This window comes from Bacteroides sp. A1C1, from assembly GCF_004328515.1.
GTDB lineage: Bacteria > Bacteroidota > Bacteroidia > Bacteroidales > Bacteroidaceae > Bacteroides > Bacteroides uniformis.
In genome coordinates, this window is the sequence record NZ_CP036491.1 from 445,929 (window position 1) to 468,051 (window position 22,123).

The 22,123-nt window shown below is 45.2% G+C and carries 22 protein-coding genes, 1 tRNA gene and 1 pseudogene; 4 read left to right on the top strand and 20 right to left on the bottom strand.

Annotated elements, in window-relative coordinates:
- Positions 1-83: 83 nt before the first annotated feature.
- The 8 genes from lysA to purU all read right to left on the bottom strand — a co-directional run bounded on the left by lysA (position 84) and on the right by purU (position 7,389).
- A complete protein-coding gene (gene lysA / locus EYA81_RS01930; RefSeq protein ID WP_005831416.1) occupies positions 84-1,244 on the bottom strand; it encodes a diaminopimelate decarboxylase in 1,161 nt (386 codons plus the stop codon).
- 153 nt (positions 1,245-1,397) lie between these two features.
- The gene (locus EYA81_RS01935; protein WP_005831418.1) at positions 1,398-2,717 is read right to left on the bottom strand and encodes an aspartate kinase; all 1,320 of its coding nucleotides are present in this window, start codon (positions 2,715-2,717) and stop codon (positions 1,398-1,400) included.
- Between the two features lie 123 nt (positions 2,718-2,840).
- Positions 2,841-3,542, bottom strand: coding sequence for a cell division ATP-binding protein FtsE (locus EYA81_RS01940; RefSeq protein ID WP_131225305.1), 702 nt, complete (start codon positions 3,540-3,542; stop codon positions 2,841-2,843).
- A gap of 36 nt (positions 3,543-3,578) precedes the next feature.
- Positions 3,579-4,184 carry a bifunctional phosphoribosyl-AMP cyclohydrolase/phosphoribosyl-ATP diphosphatase HisIE gene (gene hisIE, locus EYA81_RS01945; RefSeq protein ID WP_117600325.1) on the bottom strand — a complete coding sequence of 202 codons (606 nt, stop codon included), beginning with the start codon at positions 4,182-4,184 and terminating at the stop codon, positions 3,579-3,581.
- Positions 4,185-4,304: 120 nt separating this feature from the next.
- A complete protein-coding gene (hisF, locus tag EYA81_RS01950; protein WP_117600326.1) occupies positions 4,305-5,060 on the bottom strand; it encodes an imidazole glycerol phosphate synthase subunit HisF in 756 nt (251 codons plus the stop codon).
- A gap of 63 nt (positions 5,061-5,123) precedes the next feature.
- A complete protein-coding gene (gene hisA / locus EYA81_RS01955; protein WP_117600327.1) occupies positions 5,124-5,846 on the bottom strand; it encodes a 1-(5-phosphoribosyl)-5-[(5-phosphoribosylamino)methylideneamino]imidazole-4-carboxamide isomerase in 723 nt (240 codons plus the stop codon).
- Between the two features lie 20 nt (positions 5,847-5,866).
- A complete protein-coding gene (gene hisH, locus EYA81_RS01960) occupies positions 5,867-6,457 on the bottom strand; it encodes an imidazole glycerol phosphate synthase subunit HisH (protein ID WP_117965314.1) in 591 nt (196 codons plus the stop codon).
- 74 nt (positions 6,458-6,531) lie between these two features.
- Positions 6,532-7,389, bottom strand: a complete 858-nt coding sequence (purU, locus tag EYA81_RS01965) for a formyltetrahydrofolate deformylase (RefSeq protein WP_117600329.1) — start codon at positions 7,387-7,389, stop codon at positions 6,532-6,534.
- A 359-nt stretch (positions 7,390-7,748) separates the two neighbouring features.
- On the opposite strand from purU, the gene EYA81_RS01970 reads away from it, so the two are divergent.
- Positions 7,749-7,822, top strand: a tRNA-Asp gene (locus EYA81_RS01970).
- 545 nt (positions 7,823-8,367) lie between these two features.
- On the opposite strand, the gene EYA81_RS01975 is transcribed toward EYA81_RS01970, so the two are convergent.
- The 10 genes from EYA81_RS01975 to EYA81_RS02020 form a co-directional block, all read right to left on the bottom strand.
- The gene (locus tag EYA81_RS01975) at positions 8,368-8,790 is read right to left on the bottom strand and encodes a GNAT family N-acetyltransferase (protein ID WP_117600330.1); all 423 of its coding nucleotides are present in this window, start codon (positions 8,788-8,790) and stop codon (positions 8,368-8,370) included.
- A 64-nt stretch (positions 8,791-8,854) separates the two neighbouring features.
- Complete coding sequence (locus EYA81_RS01980) at positions 8,855-9,433, bottom strand: Crp/Fnr family transcriptional regulator (protein WP_117600331.1); 579 nt, start codon at positions 9,431-9,433, stop codon at positions 8,855-8,857.
- Between the two features lie 44 nt (positions 9,434-9,477).
- The gene (locus tag EYA81_RS01985) at positions 9,478-10,260 is read right to left on the bottom strand and encodes a Cof-type HAD-IIB family hydrolase (protein WP_117600332.1); all 783 of its coding nucleotides are present in this window, start codon (positions 10,258-10,260) and stop codon (positions 9,478-9,480) included.
- A gap of 50 nt (positions 10,261-10,310) precedes the next feature.
- Positions 10,311-11,204 carry an AraC family transcriptional regulator gene (locus EYA81_RS01990; protein WP_117600333.1) on the bottom strand — a complete coding sequence of 298 codons (894 nt, stop codon included), beginning with the start codon at positions 11,202-11,204 and terminating at the stop codon, positions 10,311-10,313.
- Between the two features lie 158 nt (positions 11,205-11,362).
- On the bottom strand, positions 11,363-12,673 hold the full coding sequence (locus EYA81_RS01995) for a DUF58 domain-containing protein (RefSeq protein ID WP_117600334.1): 1,311 nt from the start codon (positions 12,671-12,673) through the stop codon (positions 11,363-11,365).
- Positions 12,670-13,644 (bottom strand): MoxR family ATPase, encoded by a 975-nt coding sequence (locus tag EYA81_RS02000; RefSeq protein ID WP_117600335.1) that lies wholly within the window; start codon positions 13,642-13,644, stop codon positions 12,670-12,672. The genes EYA81_RS01995 and EYA81_RS02000 overlap by 4 nt, the downstream gene beginning before the upstream one ends.
- An 11-nt stretch (positions 13,645-13,655) precedes the next feature.
- Positions 13,656-14,879: a DUF4350 domain-containing protein gene (locus EYA81_RS02005; RefSeq protein ID WP_117600336.1), complete on the bottom strand. Its 1,224-nt coding sequence runs from the start codon at positions 14,877-14,879 to the stop codon at positions 13,656-13,658.
- The gene (locus EYA81_RS02010; protein WP_117600337.1) at positions 14,876-15,490 is read right to left on the bottom strand and encodes a DUF4129 domain-containing protein; all 615 of its coding nucleotides are present in this window, start codon (positions 15,488-15,490) and stop codon (positions 14,876-14,878) included. Before EYA81_RS02010 ends, EYA81_RS02005 begins: the two co-directional genes overlap by 4 nt.
- 9 nt (positions 15,491-15,499) lie before the next feature.
- The gene (locus tag EYA81_RS02015; RefSeq protein WP_117600338.1) at positions 15,500-16,444 is read right to left on the bottom strand and encodes a hypothetical protein; all 945 of its coding nucleotides are present in this window, start codon (positions 16,442-16,444) and stop codon (positions 15,500-15,502) included.
- The gene (locus tag EYA81_RS02020; protein ID WP_131225306.1) at positions 16,425-17,387 is read right to left on the bottom strand and encodes a stage II sporulation protein M; all 963 of its coding nucleotides are present in this window, start codon (positions 17,385-17,387) and stop codon (positions 16,425-16,427) included. The genes EYA81_RS02015 and EYA81_RS02020 overlap by 20 nt, the downstream gene beginning before the upstream one ends.
- 100 nt (positions 17,388-17,487) lie before the next feature.
- Here EYA81_RS02020 and EYA81_RS02025 point away from each other — a divergent pair, with 100 nt between their 5' ends.
- Together EYA81_RS02025 and EYA81_RS02030 are read left to right on the top strand one after the other, a co-directional pair.
- Positions 17,488-18,213, top strand: a complete 726-nt coding sequence (locus EYA81_RS02025) for an RDD family protein (protein ID WP_117600340.1) — start codon at positions 17,488-17,490, stop codon at positions 18,211-18,213.
- Positions 18,214-18,338: 125 nt separating this feature from the next.
- Entirely contained in the window at positions 18,339-18,914 is a 576-nt protein-coding gene (locus EYA81_RS02030) for a DUF4251 domain-containing protein (RefSeq protein ID WP_131225307.1), read from the top strand.
- A 179-nt stretch (positions 18,915-19,093) separates the two neighbouring features.
- Here the strand turns inward: EYA81_RS02030 and EYA81_RS02035 are convergent, their stop codons facing one another.
- Positions 19,094-19,927, bottom strand: a complete 834-nt coding sequence (locus tag EYA81_RS02035) for a DNA-formamidopyrimidine glycosylase family protein (RefSeq protein WP_131225308.1) — start codon at positions 19,925-19,927, stop codon at positions 19,094-19,096.
- A gap of 94 nt (positions 19,928-20,021) precedes the next feature.
- Positions 20,022-21,109: pseudogene (locus EYA81_RS02040) on the bottom strand (MBL fold metallo-hydrolase).
- 114 nt (positions 21,110-21,223) lie between these two features.
- Between EYA81_RS02040 and EYA81_RS02045 the strand changes: the two are divergent.
- Entirely contained in the window at positions 21,224-22,099 is an 876-nt protein-coding gene (locus EYA81_RS02045) for a PfkB family carbohydrate kinase (RefSeq protein WP_061412187.1), read from the top strand.
- Positions 22,100-22,123: the final 24 nt, after the last annotated feature.

Consider the following 22,123-nt stretch of genomic DNA (forward strand, 5'->3'; position numbering starts at 1 on the left):
CACGCAATAACATTTTTTATATAAAAACAGAAGCCTTGGTATAATAAATGCTTCGCCATTCATGCAACGCATCTCCAGCCTCTCTATACCAGCTCGTCCGACGTATATCCTTGAGGCAGCTCACGGCAGTTATAGCCCGAAGCCATAATTTCGCCATAAGCCCCTGCCGAACGGAGGGCGATAAGGTCGCCACGCTTCACCCCATTCAAATCAATAGCCTTACCGAATACATCAGAAGACTCGCAGATGGGCCCTACGACATCATAAGCCTGAACCGGCGCATCCGAAGTGATATTCTCTATCTTATGGAACGCTTGGTAGAGTGCCGGACGAATCAAATCCGTCATGCCGGCATCCAGAATGGCAAACTGCTTGTTGGTGCCCTGCTTCACATAAAGCACCTGCGAAATCAATGAACCGCATTGTCCCACTACCGCACGTCCCAGCTCGAAGTGGAGCGTCTGGTGGGGACGGAGTTTCAGATGGCTGTTGTAAGTCTCGAAGTAGCTTTTGAAGTCGGGTATCGGCTGACGGTTGGGGTGACCGTAGTCAATGCCGAGTCCGCCCCCCACATTGACGTGCTCGATGCGGATATGGCGAGCTTCCAGCTTATCCTGCAATTCGTTGACGCGGTTACACAAAGCCACGAAATCGCCCATATCCAATATTTGGGAACCGATGTGGAAATGCAGTCCGATGAATCTCAGGTTCTTCATATTCTGCGCAATGTCTATCACATGGTCCATATCCTGCATGCTGATACCAAACTTGTTTTCGGCCAGCCCAGTGGTAATATTGGCATGGGTATGGGCACCTACATTGGGATTGATACGGAAAGCCACATTGGCCACCTTACCTTTAGCGGCAGCCAGCTCGTTGATAATCTCCAGCTCGGGGACAGACTCCACATTAAAGCAGAAAATGTCATAATCCAGCCCCAGATTGATTTCCCAATCAGCCTTGCCCACCCCTGCAAAAACAATCTTGCCAGTGGGAAAACCTGCCTTGATGGCTGCACGGATTTCACCGCCACTTACACAGTCGGCACCCAAGCCGTTCTCGCGGATAATGGCAAGCACCTTGGGATTGGCATTGGCCTTCACAGCATAATGCACCGAATAGTTGCCATATCGGGCAGCTTCCGTACGGATGCACGAAAGTGTGTCGCGCAAGACCTTTGTGTCGTAGTAATAGAAGGGAGTACGCAATTCGCGGAATTTATGGATAGGGAATGTTCCTTTCATATAATAATCGTAATCTTTGTTTAGTTTAAAAAAAGGAAGATGAAAGAGGTGTCTACAAATAATTTTTCAGACGCAGATGACGCAGATTACACAAATAGGAAGCAAAAAGAATCTGCGTCATCTGTGTAATCTGCGTCTGAAAAATATCAAGAGTTATTCCTCATTGAACAGCGCATCACTGAGTGACTGCAACGCTGCCTTCTTGTCGCACTCGCGGATGAGGAAAGAAATATTATAGTTGCTACCACCGAAAGAAATCATACGTACCGGTATGTCGCGCATGGCATCCAATGCCTTGGCTTCGAAACCGACGTTTTCCCATTCGAGGTCGCCCACCACGCAGATGATGCACATGTCCTTGTCCACCGTCACTGTGCCATACTTCTTCAAGTCATCCAGAATTTCATTGAGATGCTTCACATTATCGATAGATACGGACACACCCACTTCTGAAGTACAAATCATATCGATGGAAGTCTGGTAGCTCTCGAATATCTCGAAAACCTTACGCAAGAATCCGTGAGCAAGCAACATGCGGCTGGATTTTATCTTGATGGCCGTAATGTTGTCCTTGGCAGCCACCGCCTTAATCTTACCCTTCTCCGTATCATTGGAAATCAGCGTACCCGGAGCAGTGGGGTCCATCGTATTGAGCAGACGGACGGGGATATTGGCATACTTGGCAGGCTGGATGCAGGTAGGGTGCAGAATCTTGGCACCGAAGTATGCCAGCTCGGCGGCCTCTTCGAAATGCAGATGACGCACCGGCGCAGTCTTGTCCACAATACGGGGGTCGTTGTTGTGCATGCCGTCGATATCCGTCCAAATCTGGATTTCGGAAGCGTTGATGGCAGCACCAATCAGCGAAGCCGTATAGTCGCTTCCGCCACGCTGCAGATTGTCTATCTCGCCGTAGGCGTTGCGGCAGATGTACCCCTGAGTGATATAAATCTCAGCATCCGGATGCAGTTCCAGCTGAACCTGGAGCTTGTCCTTGATATAGACCGGATCGGGCTCGGCATTCTTGTCCGTACGCATGTATTCTAAAGCCGGAAGCAACACAGACTTCACGCCGCATTCCTGCAGATAGTAGTTCATCATGGCGGTGGAAATCAACTCGCCCTGAGCCAACACCACTTTCTCCTCAAACAGAGTGAAGAGGTCTTTGGTATAAGAACGGATATAGTCAAAATGTGATTTGATGAGTTCCAGGCCTTTCTGTTTATACTCCGGAGTAGCAAAGAGTTCATCAATGTGCTGGCGATATTTACTTTCCAGCTTGTTGATAATCTCGTTGGCACCTTCCGGATTCTTCTTGTACAGATAGTCCGAAATCTCAACCAATGTGTTTGTGGTACCCGACATGGCAGAGAGAACCACAATCTTACGTTCACCATCGGTAATCAATTTGGCCACTTCCTTCATTCGCTGAGCCGAACCTACTGAAGTACCTCCAAACTTTAAAACTTTCATTTTCGTTCCTGTATTAATTAGTTTATAGTTACAAGCTACGAGCTACAAGTAGGCAGCTGCGGAGCTTTATCGTTAATTTCTGTTCTTTATAAGAATCAGTAGTTAGAGATAACTACTTAACTACTAATCATTGGTTATTGCAGGGGCGTATTCTGCTGTAACATCAGTCATCAGATGGTCTGCGCACCGGTACACCTTGCCGGGAAACTCTCGCAGCAGCTGCAGGTTGTGCGTGGTCATCACCACCAGTGCGCCGGCTTCACTGATGCCGTGCAGAAGTTCTGCAATGGCATGTCCGGTTTCCGAATCCAGGTTTCCGGTAGGCTCATCCGCAAGGATTATCTCCGGAGAGTTGAGCACTGCACGCGCAATCACAATGCGCTGTTGCTCACCACCCGACAGTTCATTGGGCAACTTATACCCTTTGTTGCTCATCCCCACCAGGTTCAGCACCTCTTCTATTTTGTCCTTAATCTCCCCTTTGCTCTTCCAACCGGTAGCACGGAGAACAAATTCAAGATTGTCGTACACCGTACGGTCTGTCAGCAACTGGAAGTCCTGGAATACGATTCCCAGTTTGCGGCGCAACTGTGGGATGTGCTTACGCTTAATATGGAGCATGTCATACCCCAATACCTCAGCCTTGCCCGATGCAATATCCAGTTCACCATAGAAAGTCTTGAGCAGGCTCGTCTTGCCAGAACCCACTTTACCTACCAAGTACACGAACTCCCCTTTGTGAAGTTCCAAATTCACACCGTTCAGTACGCACAACTCCTGCTGGTGTATCTCTACGTCCGTATATCTTATCAGCGCCTCGCCCACCCCTATTTTAATTTTTAATTGTTAATTTTTAATTGTTTAGTGTTTCTTCCACGTCGCACTGTGACGTTCCTCCAATTCACGCGCAAGGTCTTCAATGCGGTATCCTTTGGATGTGAGTAGCACGATGAGGTGATACAACAAATCAGCTCCTTCATAAATCAGGCGTTCGTCCGTACCGTTGCAAGCCTCAATGACAGTTTCCACAGCCTCTTCGCCTACCTTCTGTGCCATTTTGTTGACACCGGACTGGAAAAGACTAGTCGTATAGGAACCTTCGGGCATCTCATCATAACGCTTACAGATAAAATCCTGAAGAAGCTTCAAGAACATAACAGGTTGTTCGTTCTTCTCACCCCAGCAAGTATCTGCACCGGTATGGCAAACCGAGCCTACGGGATGTACCTGCACCAGTAACGTATCCCGGTCACAGTCTTCCTTCATGGAAACCACATTCAGGAAGTTACCACTCTCCTCGCCTTTCGTCCAAAGACGGTTCTTGGTACGACTGAAGAAAGTCACCTTTCCGGTTTCCACCGTCTTGTCATAAGCCTCCTTATTCATGAAGCCAAGCATCAGCACCTTAGCGGTATCTGCATCTTGTATAATCGCCGGAACAAGTCCGTTCATCTTGTCAAAATCCATTTTATTTACGATTTAGCTATTTACTATTTACGATTGAATTATTTTAAGTGACTGGAGACTTATGATTTGCTTGAGTAATCCCAATCGTAAATCGTAAATCGTCCAATCGTAAACTCACCTTCATCCTCTCATCGCAATTCCTTGGGCACAAAGGTACGATTTTAATTCGGGAATTTTGATTTCTCCGAAATGAAAAACACTGGCTGCCAGAGCAGCATCTGCTTTTCCCTGCAAAAAGACATCACGAAAATGCTCTTTGACACCTGCTCCCCCCGATGCAATGATAGGGATGGACAAATTGTCGGCAAGGCTGGAAAGCGCTTCATTGGCATAACCAGTCTTGACACCGTCGTGATTCATGCTAGTGAACAATATCTCGCCCGCACCACGTTCCTGGGCTTCTTTTGTCCACGCAAACAGTTCCTTATCCGTTTCCACACGGCCACCGTTCAAGTAACACCACCATCCCTTCTCAGTCTGTTTGGCATCAACTGCCAGTACACAAACCTGCGAACCGAAGTTCTTCGCAATCTCGTCTATCAATCCGGGACGGCGGATAGCAGAGGAATTGATGGAGATTTTATCGGCACCTGCATTCAGTAGCCTATCCACGTCACCCAGTTCATGAATGCCTCCACCTACAGTAAAAGGAATACTGATATTCGCAGCTATGCGTTTCACCAATTCTGTGAAAGTCTTACGACCTTCAAAACTGGCTGTGATGTCGAGAAAAACCAGTTCGTCGGCACCCTGCTCACTATAAGCACGCGCCAGTTCTACCGGGTCACCTGCCTGGCGGAGGTTCACAAAATTGACACCTTTCACGGTCTGCCCATCTTTTATGTCGAGGCAAGGAATGATTCTTTTTGCTAACACGGCGGTTTGAGTTATGAGTTATAAGTTATAAGTGATTAATTTTTAATTTTCAATTTTCACCTTTCAACCAACAAAGTTTTCCAGTTCTTTGAAGGTAATGCGACCTTCGTACAGAGCCTTACCGAAAATAACGGCAGGTATACCGGCAGTTTCCAGCTGGCGGATATCATCAGCACAACTTACTCCTCCACTGGCTATCAAATAGAGTTCAGGGCGGTGCTCCAATATCTCCTTATACAGCGCTATCGATGGTCCTTGCAGCATTCCATCACAACTGATATCAGTACAGATAACCTTATGAACCCCCTTCTCCACATAGTCTTTCAAGAACGGAAACAATTCGCAACCACTCTCATCCTTCCAACCATTGACGGCTATTTTATGCTCTTTCACATCAGCGCCAAGAATAATTTTCTCAGAGCCATACATTTGAAGCCATTTGCAGAACAATTCGGGATTCTTCACAGCAATGCTGCCGCCAGTCACCATCTGCGCACCGTTCTCAAAAGCTATCACCAAATCTTCATCACTCTTTACCCCACCTCCAAAATCTATAATAAGAGACGTACGCACAGCTATCTGTTCCAACGTGCGGTAGTTTACCACATGATGGGAAACCGCACCGTCCAAATCGACCACATGAAGTCTGCGGATACCATGAGCCTCCAGTTCCAAGGCCACTTCCACGGGATTTTCATTGTACACCTTCTTGCTGTCATAATTGCCTTGGGAAAGGCGTACACATTTTCCGTCAATAATGTCAATAGCGGGAATCAGTTCTATCATTTCATTTACGATTTGGCGATTTACAGTTCCAGGAAATTCCGCAAAATACGCTCTCCCACACTTCCACTCTTTTCCGGATGGAACTGTGTGGCGTAGTAATTGTCTTTATGCAAAGCGGCACTGAACGGATGAATATAATCCGTCACGGCTGCCGTACAATCACTGACAGGCACATAGAAACTATGTACGAAATAGACAAACTCTTCTTTAGTAAAGCCTTTAAAAAGGCCACTATTTATCCGAGCAATGGTATTCCATCCCATATGAGGCACTTTATCCTCGTGCCTCTGAGAAATGAAACGTTTCACATCAGTATCAAAAATCCCCAGGCAATCCACATCCCCCTCTTCAGAATGACGGCACATCAACTGCATGCCCAGACAAATGCCCAATACCGGCTGGCGTAATTCCTTTATCAACCTATCCATACCACTGGCACGCAAAAAGTCCATAGTGGTTTCCGCCTCTCCCACACCGGGAAAGATAACCTTATCGGCAGCACGTAGCACAGCCTCATCCGCTGTAATCACTGCCTCTACTCCCAGGCGTTTCAAAGCATAATCCACCGAACGGATATTGCCTGCATTATATTTGATAACTGCAACCTTCATTTTTTTATTGAGAATTGACAATTGAAAGGTGATAATTGAAAGGTAATGACTGGTTCCACACCATCAATTATCAACTAATTAAATATTACTGTTTTATTCCTATATGCCAACACCTTGCGTTCAATATGCTTCTGAACAGCACGGGAAAGTACAATCTTTTCCAAGTCCTTGCCCTTGTTCACCAAATCTTGCACAGTGTCCTTGTGTGTAATACGCACCACATCCTGCTCTATGATAGGACCGGCATCCAACTCTGTGGTAACATAGTGGCTGGTGGCTCCAATAATCTTCACTCCACGTTCAAACGCAGCATGATAGGGCTTCGCTCCTACAAATGCCGGAAGGAAAGAATGATGGATATTGATTATCCTATTAGGATAAGCATTTATCATTTGCTCGGAAATGACCTGCATGTAGCGTGCCAGCACTATGAAAGTTATCTTATGTTCTGCCAGTAGCTCCATTTCCTTCTTCTCTTGTTCCTCCTTTGTCTCTTTGGTGATGGGGAAAAGATGGAAAGGAATACCGAAACGCTCTGCCACATGCTGCAAATCAGGATGATTGCTTATGATAAGAGGTATCTCTACGTTCCACTCACCGGCAGTATAACGCGCCAGCAAGTCGAACAAGCAATGGGACATCTTCGAGACAAAAATAGCCATGCGCGGTTTTGTATCGGAGAAATAGAGACGGAAATTCATCTCATACTTCTGTGCATACAAGGTGGCAAAATAATCTTCAATCTTTTCTTGAGGTACCAGAAAATCCTTCAATTCCCATTCTATACGCATGAAAAAGATATTCTCTACATGGTCTACATACTGATCTAGATAGATAATATTACCTTTGTTCACCGTTATAAAGTCTGTTACTTCTGCCAATATGCCAGGTTTGTCAGGGCAGTGCAGCAACAGTTTGGCTGTTTTCATCATCCTAAAATGTTTTTTATCATTTTTCAAATTACAACATTCTCGTTTTGAGTTCGCAAAAATAACGATTTATTGCAAAACAAAGAACTTTTCGAGCAAGAAGTTTAAAACAAGCTCCGAAATGTTTCGTTTTCTCCAGGAGAGATTTTCATATCAAGAACAAAACAGTGCATAAACAAATTTCTAAACAGTTGTTAAATTTACTTTTCTCTCATTTTTACAATCTTCTCAATATGAGGATATAAAGCAAATACAGCACAAAACGCTTGAAAAAAAATTCGTCATAGCTATTGCAGATATCAAAGAAATGCCTACCTTTGCAACCGCAATCGAGAGAGATAGCTACAAAAAAATGAAATAATGGTGCGTTAGTTCAGTTGGTTAGAATACATGCCTGTCACGCATGGGGTCACGGGTTCGAGTCCCGTACGCACCGCGAATAATAAAGTAAACCTCTGAAATTTAATAATTTCAGAGGTTTACTTTATTATTCTTCCGACAAAAATGGGAAGTCGAAATATCCGGTGCACAAGCAACTTTCGGGTTTCAGCCTTCTCAGATTTACATCGCAAGAATAAGAAACTGAGCAGCAATGAATGGATAGATCGCCCCCTGGATAAGGGTAAGACCTGAAGAAGATATAGGCAGAATCCATAATATCCCATACTTTTTATCACGGAGGTTTTATGATAAGGATTTGGGAATTATACATCAAGCTTCTCCACATTACACATAGAACATCAAGGGAAAAAGTACCCACATCCGGAGAGTAAAAGCCACACTTCCGACACTGCATGCAACGGGATTGCCCCCTTAAATGCAGTATTTGTACGAAGAAAGTGAAGAATAAGCCCTAAATCGGTGTTAATAGATATTAGGGTAAAAAAGCATCGTTAAGTTCTTACTATCAGAAATTAAATCTGTAAATGAAAAGAAAAAGTAGTGCTGTCAATTACATCTTTATTTAAAATTGGATGCGGGCTACAACTGCATGTGTAAAATAGGATACTCTTTACCTTCTCCGTCCAAATCGGACCTTTTGTATACGTTAAAGCCTATATATTTATAAAAACCGACAGCTTGAATATTCTGCTCGTTCACATCGACTTTCGTTACCTGCAAATGATTTATGGCATAAGTAACCAGTTTTTTCCCAATTCCTATGCTTCGATAATTATTGTCAATAAACAACATTTCAAGATTTCCTTCTGCAATTCCCATAAATCCGATTAAGATTCCCTCCTGTTCAAATCCGAATAGAGTGACATACTGAAAATATACCGGAAGCTGTTCCTTATAGTATAGAAAATCTTCCTCTTTAAGAAAATCATGTGTACTCAATACTGCACTTTCCCAAATTTCTATCAAACGTGGATAATCCGTAACTTTAATTTTTCTAATCATAATTGTAATTGCTATTTAAAGCCGCAAAGTTCGGAACTTATACATTCAATGCACTGAACCCAGGTTAAAAAATACGTTTACGGATTCTGCTTAGTGCTTGCGGCGTGATACCCAAATAAGAAGCTATATCTTTGAGTGGTATATAGTTTAATGTAATGCCATATTCTTCAATCATCTGTAGATAATACTGTTCAGGAGAATATTTAATCAGGTCGATATTTCTTTTCAAGAGTTTATTCAGTAGTATAGCATTCAAATCTTCAAATACGGTTTTCACCTTAGGAATAGCAGTATACAGTTCATCTACTCGCTTCTTGTCTATTCGGTAAATAACGCTATCTACAATTGTCTGCACATTAAATGCAGATTTTGTTTGTAAGGTAAAAGATATGTTCGACATTGAAAACGTACCTTCTTTACAAAACCAAAAAATCTGCTCTTCCCCTTTATGATTCAAAAGCCAACAACGTAACATCCCATCATAAACGAAATAACTATATCTTTCTATTTCTCCTTCCTTAATCAAAAATGTATCTTTACTAATCAATATCCGCTCAAAATATCGGTCAAATAACTTAGATTCCTCCAAATTAAAAGTATTGATGCTAAAATTAAATTCTTTAAGCAGTTTTTCTAAAAGCATAATATTCACTGACTATAGTTTTTATAAGTTTTGACAGCCGATTTTTATTCCACAATACCAAAATGAACCAGAGCGTTCCGGATACCATGCTCATCCACCGTCTCCGTTATATAATCGGCAACGCTTTTCACAGCCTCGGAAGCTCCTCCCATAGCTATTCCCATCCCGGCTGCACGAATCATGGAAATATCATTCCCGCCATCACCAAAAGCGATGGTTCCTGAAACATCAAATCCATAATAGGAAGCAAACTCATTGATACCCATAGCCTTGCTTACTCCCGCCACATTGACATCCGCAAAGAAAGGGTTCCATCTGGAAACAGAAAGTCCGGGAAGTTGTGCCATAACTTCTTTTTCCATTTCTTCATCACAATATATGCATAACTGACAGCATCCGCCTCCCATAAATTCCTTTTCAATGTCTGCCACCGGCGGTGTAGGGTGGTTGACCAGCCTGGCCAATTCGACGACGGTCGGATTGAGTTCGTTGACAAAAATACCTTTATTCGTTTCGATAGCCAGAGCAAACCCATAATGTTGAGCCAATACCAGTACCCTCTGAAAATCCTTTTCGGGAATCTGTTTACGAGATATAGGAGTGCCATCTCTCAGTACACAATCGGACCCATTCAAAGCTATCACTGCATCGTATGGAATCTCTTCAAGTTCGTGAAGATCGGTAAACGCCCTCCCAGTTGCTATTATGATTTTTATATCGGATTCATGAACTTGCTGCAACGCTTCGATAGCCGACTGCGGAACGCGGTGAGTGTCGAAACTCACCAATGTTCCGTCTACATCTAAAAATATAGCTTTGGTCTCCATTATAAAATATTTTGGTCTAATAAATTATATATATTTCCCTCATCTCAATTTTATGAATATCTATATTCATTCGGTGTAACTCCCGTTGCTTTCTTAAACACCAGACTGAAATATTGCACACTCGGATAGCCCAGCCGACGCGCTACGGCAGCAGGTGTATTACCGCCTTCCGACAACATCTTCCTGGCCGTATACAAGCATTTGAGCTGGAAATGTTCAGCCAATGTCTTGCCGGTTTCAAACCTCAGCAAATCATCAAAGTAAGCCGTCGAAAGATTCAGTCTTTCGGCACAGCACCCGGAAGTGGGCAGCTTCCCCTCCTGCAACTTTCCGGAAGTGATATATTCGTCCAATATCCCTTCCATTTTCCCCAGAATCATCCTGTTCTTATTCTCACGGGTGATAAATTGCCGCTCATAGTAACGTGAGCAATAATCCAGCAGCAATTCGATGTGACGGGACAGAATGGTATTGCTATGCGTATCAATGGAATGATGAAGTTCATCCTCGATATTCTCAAGGCAACACGTCACTTTGGCCATTTCGCGCTGTGACAGATGCAACGCCTCCTCCTTGCGGTAGAAAAAGAAAGTATAGTTGTCGATATGATTCTTTAACGTGGTACAAAGCAATAAATCGGGATGAAATGCCAGCAGCCAGCCTTTGTCCGGAAGCGTATTATTCTTGTTCATCCGGAATATCTCGCCGGGAGTAAGAAATACCATCGTAGCATTGGAATAATCATAATATTTCCGCCCGCAACAGTCGCATCCCCCTTCACAATTCTCTATCAGCAGGATAGCATAGAACTCAAACTTCACGGCATCCTGATACACATTAGGATTTTCCAGATTAATAATGCTTACCTGGGGATGCAGCGTTTTGCATCCCAAACACCGGTTACACTCACATACAGTCTTTATGTCCAATGTATTGTCTTTCATCACCTATAAAGCCATTCTCAATTATTGCAACTTCAGATATCTAAAATCGTTAAGGATATGTTTTCCAAACGTTCACAATATCCCAATTACAAAATTAGAGGAAAATCCGGATACTTTCACTACCCTTATTACGGATTATATAACCTTAGTTACTGTCTTTATATCTGGTTACGTGACTTCATCTCCAGATACTTGTTTATCACATCGACAGAAAGATTCTCCGGTGTAGTCAGTAAAGAACAGATGCCGTGCTGCTTCAAGGTGGAAACAGTCAACCGATTCTCAAATACAAATTTCTCGGCAATGACATGACGGTAATAACCTTCCGTATCTTTTGCAGGCGTGGCGATGTACTCTTCCAAATCGGTATCTTCAAAGAAGATGACAAGCAACCGGTGCTGACGGTTCAACTGCTGTAGATAAGCCAGTTGGCGGTTCAGGCTGCTTATACCGGAAAAGTTGGTGTACAGCACCAAAAGGCTCCGTTTGTTGACATGCTTGTTCAAGTGTACGCACAATGAGGAAAAGTCGGTCTCCCCAAAAGTAGTCTGCTGGCTGTAAAGGTTCTCAAGCAATGTCTTCATTTGCCCGGGTTGCCGGGAGGCGTGGACAAACGTATCAAAATGCTCGTTGAACGTCACCAGTCCGGCTTTATCCTCCTTCCGCATGGCAACGTATGAAAGGACAAGGGAGGCGTTGATTGCATAGTCGAGCAAAGTCATTCCGCGAAATGCCTGCTGCATAACCCGTCCCTTGTCTATTACATTATATATTTGCTGGGAACGTTCGTCCTGATAGACATTGACCATGAGTTCGTGCCGTCGGGCACTCGCCTTCCAGTTTATCGTGCGGTAATCATCCCCTTTCACATACTCCTTTATCTGTTCAAACTCCGTATGATGCCCCACCCTGCGGATGCGCTTTATACCCAACTCGGTCAGGTTGTCACTGATGGCCAGCAACTCATACCGATGAAGCATCAGATAGGACGGATATACCTTGACATCCTGAGGAGCACCGCAAGTATATCTGCGGGAAAGCAGTCCCATCCTGCCTGCCACAAACACCCGAATCCGTCCGAAAGAGTAAATCCCCCGCCGCGTGGGACGCAGATGATAGGTAATCGTCCTGCCCTCACTCGCCCGGAGCTTCATCCTGAAATCAACATTCCGCAACTGAAATACAAAAGGAATCTCATCCACTACTTCCACAGCTACCGGATACGGATAACTGCTCTCCACACGTATGTTCACGGCGTTCTCATCTCCGTTGGAGAAACGAGTAGCACACTGACGGAAAGCCCGGATGCCACGAACGCGATAGAGCATAACCCCATCCACCAGCACCGACAAGGCCAGGACAAACAGCGCCCACTGCCCGATTGTAAAGAACGGAGCAAAAGCATACCCGATACCCATCAGCAGGATAATCAGCACAAGAGTCATATAGAAGCGGCGGCCCAGTCTCATTTCGGAACTTCCACTTTATCAATCAGACGTTGCGTCACTTTTACCGGTGAATAACCTTCCATCTCGGCTTCTGCCGTCAATATCAGGCGGTGCTGAAGTACATACGGAGCAACGAACTTTATGTCCTCCGGTGTCACGAAATCACGTCCTTGCAACAGTGCATACGCCTTCGAAGCCTGCATCATTGCCACAGATGCACGTGGAGAGGCTCCTAAATACACAGCTTTGCTGGTACGCGTCTGTTGCACTATCAGCGCGATGTATTGAAGCAGTGTACGATCCACAAACACCTGCTCCATCAGCCTGCGCAATGACAGCAGTTCTTCCTTTGTAAGGACAGGCGTCAGACTATCCAGCTTCACCAGCGAAGCATTCGTGTGGTGAAGCTCCAGAATATCCACCTCCTCCTCCAACGAAGGGTATCCCATGGTTATCTTCATCAAAAAACGGTCCAATTGCGCTTCGGGCAATTTATAAGTACCCTCCTGCTCCACCGGATTCTGGGTTGCCAGAATCGTATAGAGTTCTCCCATCTGATGCGTGGTGCCGTCAATGCTGACCTGCCGTTCTTCCATAACCTCAAACAAGGCGGCTTGCGTCTTGGCAGGAGCACGGTTTATCTCGTCCACCAGCACGATGTCGGCAAATACCGGTCCTTGATGGAAGTCAAAGTCATTGGTTTTCATGTTGAAGACCGTAGTCCCCAACACGTCACTCGGCATCAAGTCCGGAGTAAACTGAATGCGGCTGAAATCCGCCTTAATCAAACGGGCAACCAGACGGGCAAGCAGCGTCTTTGCCACCCCCGGCACTCCCTCCAGCAACACATGGCCGTTTGCCAGGACAGCCGTCAGTACCAGGTCCACTATCTGCTCCTGCCCCACTATGACCGTAGCAATCCGGTCCTTCAACGCTTGTATCTTCTCGGAAAAGAGAGTCAAGTCCACCCGTTTTTCTGTGTTCTCTTCCATAAATATCTTCTTTATATATGATTGATTATTTCATTCATTTTATCGACAAGCCGTTTCATCTCCTCCTCAGAGATGCTGCGCCCTCCGTACATCACCGGCCTCACCTCGCGGATGAATGCGGCAATTTCCCCCGCTTCCATACCCGTCTTCCGGGCAATCCTGCCGAAAGAGCGCTCATCCTCTGCCACTTCCTCCACATCCACTTGCATTTCCCTCCTCAGTTCCTCCGCAAAATAGAGATATTTCTTGCGGACTAAGTCAGCATGGTCCTTCTTCTGATAATAAAGGGTACCTATCAACTCTGCAAACTCCAAAGACTTATTCTCCGGTTCGCGGATAACGGGAATGGCACGCTGCTTCCTACGGGCTGTAAATATCATAAAGAGCAGGATGGAAACCATACTCAAGTACAATGCCCAGCGAAGCGGAGGCTGCGAAAGGAAATAGCGAAAAGGAGACATCTGTGCCTGGGCTGTTTCTTTCATATAGCCTTCGGTACGGACAATGGGAAATCCACCCATTTGGGACAATATACGAAAAAGATAAGCCGCATTCTTCCCATCCAGCACACCATAGTTCGTAAAAAGCAGGGGAGTGGAAGCCAGTATAACCTCCCCCTTTCCCCAAGAAACTGACATGGCAACTGGATGAGCAGCTTCTCCGGTAACAGTTTTTTCCGCCAACACTTTACAAGAAATGGAATCTGCAAAGAAATAAGACTGGCAAAGTTGGGGATAGAAACAGAAAGTCTGCTGCGGATAAACCGCCGAATCCCCCACCCAGCACAAACTGTCTTTCGAGAGCAATGCAGTGGCATATTTTTTCAAAGCCGACGGACTGAAATAAGAATAGCTGCACTCAAATCCCAGCGTATCTTTCAAAATACGGCTGAAAGAGCTCCCCGCCAGCATAATCCGGTCTCCCCGTCCCGCCATCTTCAACATCGCCTCCACATCTACATCCGTCAGATGCAGGTTATCGGTAACAACCAGTATTCCGCGGCGAAGCGTCGTATCTTCCTGCTCCAGCTCATAAAAAGTCTTTCTCGACAACGAATATCCCTTCGGCAACGATGAAGACACCAGGCTATCGAACACGGCACAGCCGAACGGTTGCTTGTCATAATGGCTGAACGTAGGGTTCCAGACAAACTTCTTCGGCAGACGGCACTCTATCGCAAACATCAACACCAGAAAAGCAATGATACCGGCTATAAACCAATGGTTCCCCTTCATGCCATCCCTCCTTTCTCCACTTCTTTCTGCAAATCCCGCATCGCATGGAACAATGTTTCGGTCGCTTCAAAATTTCCGTAACGTACCCGTAGAAAATGGCTGGTCATTTGGCGGAAAGCTGGCAGACGGACTTCATAGATATATTGTGTAGGCGTTTTATATAACTGCCAGTCTATACGTTTTCCATCGCTGAGCTGTTTCAGCGTCTGCAGATAGAGCAAACGCACCGCCTCCCGATAATCCGTCCGGACAAGCGCATCGGCAATTCCCTCCGCAAAATCCACTCCATAGATGGTATCCTCCCCCACTGTATAGGGCAGGGTACTCTTGCGCGAATGCATGAACAGTTCCGGACGCTTCTTGTACAAAAACCAGATGACCAATACAAGGATAAGAATGGCAATGCATATCAACACGACCTCCGAATATTCTGCCACCAACGTATTCCCGAATATCTTGTCCAGCAGCTTGCCGAACCATCTGCTGAACCACTCAAGTACATTAATTTCGGGAGCTATCAGCTCACGGCTGTAAGCAAACGCCGGGTCGGACTGCCAAACGGCAATCTGTGCAGTATCACAAACCAGTGTATCAGCCGGAACCATATTCATAGTCCGTTATCAGAGTTTATCAAAATTGTCAATATCACTCTCCACCATCACATAATCTATCTTTTCCGAAGCATGACCGTATTGATAAGCCAGTCCCAGCAATGAGAAAATCATGGACATATAAACGCCGAATGCCTGGACCACCGCCAGCAGATAAAGCACAAAGCTATAGGCTGCCGATACAGTGGCACCGCCACCTGCATCAGTCATTGCAAAGATATATTTCACAATGGTCCCGATATACCATGGAATCATCGTCACTCCCTGCAAGATGGCGGCGATGAATCCCATAACAATGGAAATCAGTACGATACCTCCCCAGGTAGCGAAACCCAGTCGGTAGGCCTTCTTCAAGGCATCTATGATATAGATATCTTCGAACAGATAGACTGGAGCCCAAATAGCCAGTGGCACAGACACCACCACAACGAGCAGAACGAACAAGAACGCAAGCGCTATAAACGGAATGATGGTGGCTATAAAACCAACAATAAGCCCTACAAACAGCACCAAAAGCACACTGACAATCATTATCAGAAATACCCTTCTGACATTACGGAACAACAAGGGCTTCAGCATCCCTAACGTCACTCCCTCCAAGCGTTCTTCCCGTTCATTGTAAGTACGGACCAATGCGTAGACCAAAGAGGTCAGCATGACAGTTCCCAGCAGATATAGAACGGCATACAGACTGTAATAAGTCACCAGCGCCATGATGGACGCTCCGACAACAGAAGAGTCGAACGAGCCTCCGGTCATATCACCCAAAACCATTGTACCGCTCATCAGCCCGTTCAGGCTCAGCCCCTGAAGCAGGCAAAGCGGCAACATCAGATATGTAGTGAATTTCATCAACGGCTTCCAGTTCTCTTTGATAAAATCAAAGGTAGCAGTTAGTTTCTCTCCAAAAGAACGTTGTACATACAGTGCGATTTTAGGTTTCTGTGCTTCCATGCTTCTTTCTGTTAGGTAAATAAATATAATAAAAAAAGATAAACGACAAAGAAAGTAGAATAAAGCCGAACCTCAAAGCATCCGAAAGTTCAGTATGACGGGTAACAAATCCTTCTATAAATCCTGCCATGATGAATACGGGTACCGTACCCACCACTATTTTCAGTCCTTTTTTGGCTCCCCGTTTGAAAGATTCCAGCCTTGAATAGGTTCCGGGAAAGAGCCATCCGTTGCCCAGGGCAAGACCGGCGGCACCGGCTACAATAATCGCCCAGATTTCGAGTGTCCCGTGCAGCCAAATGGCAAGGGAGGACTCCCAAAGCAAGTCGTGCTGATAAAAGAAGGTTTGGAAAGCCCCTATCATGATGCCATTGTTAAGGAGCATGTATCCGGTGCCAAAACTGGTCAGCAGCCCCATGGCAAAGCAGTTGAAGGAGACCATGATATTGTTCAGCGTGATACTCAGAAACATGGGGAACTCGGAGGAACCGTTATATACAGCCATGGATTCACCATTAGCGATATTGTTCAAAGTCATATCCACATAAGAGTTTCCTAAAATCAAACGCACAAAATCGGGGTCTCCGGCAGCAGATACCACTCCTATCAATGCGCTGACCACAAATATAATGAAGGAAGCCACTAACTCACGGCGTGCATCGTGCATGGCCGAAGGCACTTCACGGGTCCAGTAGGTGATAATTCTTGACCATTTCTCGCGCTTGTTTCTATAAATGCGGTTGTGCAATGCCGAGGCAAGATTGTTCAGATAGATAGTGATGCGGGAAGCGGGGAAATGCGTTTGGGCAAAAGCCAGGTCTGCCGTAAGCTCCGTATATGCGTCGGCAAGCTCATCGGGAGACAGACTGTCCGCCTGCTCCACTATTTTTTCTGCTTGTTTCCATTTTTCGATGTTCCGCCGGATAAACGTCACTTCTTTCATACCCCATGAATATTTCAGAGAAGTTTTGTCTGAAATCGGTAACAAAAATAAGAGAATAATGATATATTTGCAATGAAATACTAAAAATGTTTTATCAGGAATGGCAGAATCTACAATTATCACCGGGCAGTTTGTCCGCATCAGTCAAACGCCTGCCAGTATCGGTGAACGGCTCATTGCACTGGTCATAGACTATATTCTGCTCGGATTCTATGTATTTTCTACTTTGGCCTTGTTTTCACGGATTCATCTGCCCTCTGATTTCACGATGCTTTTCTTCCTCGCTATCGTCTACCTGCCGGTCTTGTTTTACGCATTTCTCTGCGAAATGTTCAACCAGGGACAAAGTCTCGGCAAGCGGCTGATGAACATCCGTGTCGTAAAAGCAGACGGTTCCACGCCCGGTATAGGCTCGTACCTGCTCCGATGGCTTCTCTTTCCTATCGACGGACCGGTGACCGGTGGCCTGGGACTTCTGGTCGTCCTTTTGACCAAAAACAGCCAGCGAATGGGCGACCTTGCTGCCGGCACCATGGTAATCAAGGAAAAGAATTACCGCAAGATACACGTCAGCCTCGATGAGTTCGACTACCTGACCAAAGACTACCGGCCTACCTATCCACAAGCTTCCGACTTGTCATTGGAGCAAATCAACGTCATTACTCGGACCCTGCAATCGGGTAAGAAAGACCGTACACGACACATTGCCTCCCTTGCGAAAAAAGTGCAGGTACTTCTCTCCATCACTCCTCATGACGGTAACCCGGAAAACTTTCTTCAAACCATTCTCCGGGACTACCAGTATTATGCCTTGGAAGAAATTTAATACAAACTTCCAACAAAACCCAAGAAGTGTTAAGTCTTACGCTTATTTAAGATTCAAGCTGCATCTTTTTGGTTTTTCATTTGTTAATTAACCAGAAGGTCTTAACTAAATAACAAAGAACAATTATGAAACGAATCATTACATTAATCACACTGGTGTTGGTAAGTGCATCGACCCTGATGTATGCACAGAGTAGCAGCGAAACACGCCAAGCAGAGCGTAAAGCCCAACGCGAAGCCCAGAAAGCACGCGAAAAAGCGGAAAATGAAAGGAACTATGCCATTGCCGTCCAGGCATTGAAAGAGGGCAAGTTTGTATTGGAAGCAGACCAGCTGGTGTTCAAGAGAGGACGGAGCGCATTTGTTTCATCGACAACAAACTTCGTTCTGATGGACGGTGAACACGCATCCGTACAAATAGCTGCCAACAATGCCCTTGCAGGCCCCAACGGAATAGGCAGCATCACAGTGGACGGCAGCAGAAAGGAAATGAAAATCACGACCGACAAAAAGGGAAACGTGAATTGCAGCTTCAGCGTACAAGGCATCGGAATATCCGCACAAGTGTATATCACACTGACCAACGGCGGCAATAATGCATCGGCAAGAATCAGCCCGAACTTCAATTCGAATACCCTGACGCTGAACGGAGTCCTGGTTCCATTGTCCCAGTCAAACGTTTACAAAGGGCGGGCTTTATAAAATACCCCTTTTGTCCGTACAAAGTATAAAGAAAAGAAGATATTCATATCGTGTTCGCAGGATACGAATATCGTGTAGACACGATATTAACAGAATGCGATACAAGGAATTAATAAACTGTTATACAGAATATTAATTCCTTGCATCGTACATAAAGGGAGCTAACAGAATGTGGACATTTATTCTTTTATCTGTTGACACGTCGGGCAATAATATACCGAACCACCCATATAAGCCTCTTTTATGATGGTACTGCCACAACGGAGACAAGGATTCTTCCATGTTTTGGCAGAAAGAATGGTTTTGTAACCTCCGGCGTTGCCATAAAGATCTGTTTGCGTATCGCGTCCGCCCTCGGAAGTCATATCCACCAATGTTTTTTTTAGAGCATTAAAAAGAACTTCTTTCTGATTATCCGACAGAAGTAGCACTTTCTGTTTGGGATTTATCCGTGCATTGAACAGAATATCCTGCGTTACGCCATTACCGACACCGGGAATATGCTGATTGGTTGCCAATAGAGCTTTAGCAGAGAGGGTCTTCTTTGCTTCGGCAACGAGTTTCTCAAATTCCGCTTCGGTGTATTTATCGCTCAACGGCGAAATGCTTTCCCGACTCAATTTATAGTACTTATTGTCGATATAGCTATCAGGATAAACATTGATAAAACCATACATTGCAACCGTGAAGACAAGGAATGAATCATCATTAAACGTCAGCAACAACTGGTAATTGGCAGGAATCTCATCTCCCGCACTATAATAACGGACACTGACTCCGTCGCCTATGTTCATGATCACATTATCCGAAAGATTGAAATTGACAAACATGCCATATCCTTCGGATGAAAGGATGGTTTTACCTACGAGCAGTTTACCATACTCCGACGGTTCACCGTTATAGAACGTAAACTTATGCGGTTTGGTGGCATTAAATACCTGCGTGATTGTTTTACCGCTCAAGGCGTTGTTCACTTGTTTGCTCAAGGTGATAACTTCGGGTAATTCTAACATATTATCTTACTTTTATTTTCGATAGGGATATATATTTCCGTTAATAACTCGTCAATAGCCGTGTTGCCAGGTGTATTATAATCAATATCACTCATTATTTTAACCGGACCACTTCCCCTATAATAGGCATCAACACGTTCAATGAGTCTTTCTCTTTCAGATTCATGGCATTCTTCAGCGGTTCGTCCCAGCGGTGTCTAGCCAAAGCATATTTGGAATGATGAACAGTCAGAATCTTTTCCGCATTCAAGTCCCTGGCCGCTTGCCCCAAATATTGGGGCATGGTATGGATATATTTCCAATCTTCGTTATACTGCCCATTCTCCAATATGGCAAGGTCAATGCCAGGATATTGCTTGCCTATTTCGGCAAAATGCGTGTCATATCCGCTATCACCACCCATATAAATCTTCTGCGAAGGGGTTTCGATAAGGAAAGAAGCCCATAATGCCTGATTTGCCTTCAACGAGCGGCCCGAAAAATGCCGGGCGGGCAAGCAATGAAGCAGAAATCCCTTATCCAGTACAGTATCTTCAAACCAATCTAGCTCAACCAGGGATGATTTGTCAAATCCCCAATACTCGAAATGTTCGCCTACCCCCAAAGGACAGACCACCTTGCCTACCCGGTTTTTCAGCTGCATCACCGTCTCATAATCCAGATGGTCCCAATGGTCATGTGATATCACCAGATAGTCAATCTCCGGCATATCGGCAGGCTTGTAGGCATCCGCCCCTTTGAACGGCTTGTTTACAAACGAAACCAGAGAAGCCACACAAAATACGGGGTCTACCAGTATACACTTTCCGTCTACCTGGATAAAATAGGATGAATGTCCGAACCATACCAATACATTCTCGTCCTTGCTTATCTTGCTGAGGTCCGTCTTTATAACCGGAATCTCCGTTTCAGGACGCAAATCGGTTTCTTTCTTAAATAAGAATCCCCAGAAAGCTCCCAAACGTCCCTTTTGGGAAGTCATCATCACCGTACTGTGCAGATTCCGGAATTCTCCGTCTTTGTAATGAGGCGACTTCTTTATCCTCTCCAACCGTTCTCCTTGAGGAGCCCTCCCGAAACTCGGCTGATTGACAAAAACGAATCCCGCTATGACCGCAACAGCCAAATACCCACTATAATGCCAACTATCATACGTACTCTTTTCGTTTTTAATGAATTCATATTCAATGAAGCTACATTTACAGCTGCAAATATAGTCGAATTGTTATTAAATCACTATCTTCGCGCCCAATTTACGGAATCAATACAATAAAGAAATAAAAAGCCAACAAAGAAATGAACACACACAGTCTATGTTGCATCGGTTATATTACCCAAGATAAAGTCGTAACCCCTAAAAATACCATATATATGCCGGGAGGCACCTCCTTCTACTTCGCACATGCCATCAAGCACTTGAATGCTAACGATTTTCTATTGGTAACAGCTTTGGCTGATACTGACATGGGCATTGTGGAAGACATTCGGAAAGAAGGTATTTCCGTCAAAGCCTTGCACAGCACACATTCCGTCTGTTTCGAGAATATTTATGGAGAAAATCAAAACGAACGTACACAACGTGTCACGGCAAAAGCAGACCCTTTCACCGTGGAAGGTTTGAAAGATACCGATGCACGGATTATCCACTTGGGCAGTCTGCTTGCCGACGACTTCTCTTTGGAGGTCATCAAGTTCTTGTCCGGCAAGGGACTCCTCTCGGTAGACGTGCAAGGATTTCTCCGCAAGGTGGAGAATGAAAAGGTGCTGGCCGTAGACTGGCCGGAAAAGAAAGAAGCATTGAAGTATATCCATATCCTGAAAGCCAACGAAGCTGAAATGGAAGTGCTGACCGGATGCAGTGAACCGCACGAAGCTGCATTGCTGATTGCAGACTGGGGCGTGAAGGAAGTGCTGCTGACCCTGGGAGATAAAGGTTCGCTGATTTATGCCCAAGGAGAATTCCACGAAATACCCGCCTACCCTGCCCTGCAGATTACAGATGCAACGGGATGCGGAGACACCTATATGGTAGGATATCTGTATATGCGCGACAAAGGCGCGTCTTATCGAGAAGCCGGATGCTTTGCCGCCGCCATGTGTACCATAAAGCTACAATCGCACGGGCCGTTCTGCGGAACGGAGGAAGCGATAAATAATGTGATAAGAGGATAAGATGATGGGGTGATAGCAGGATAT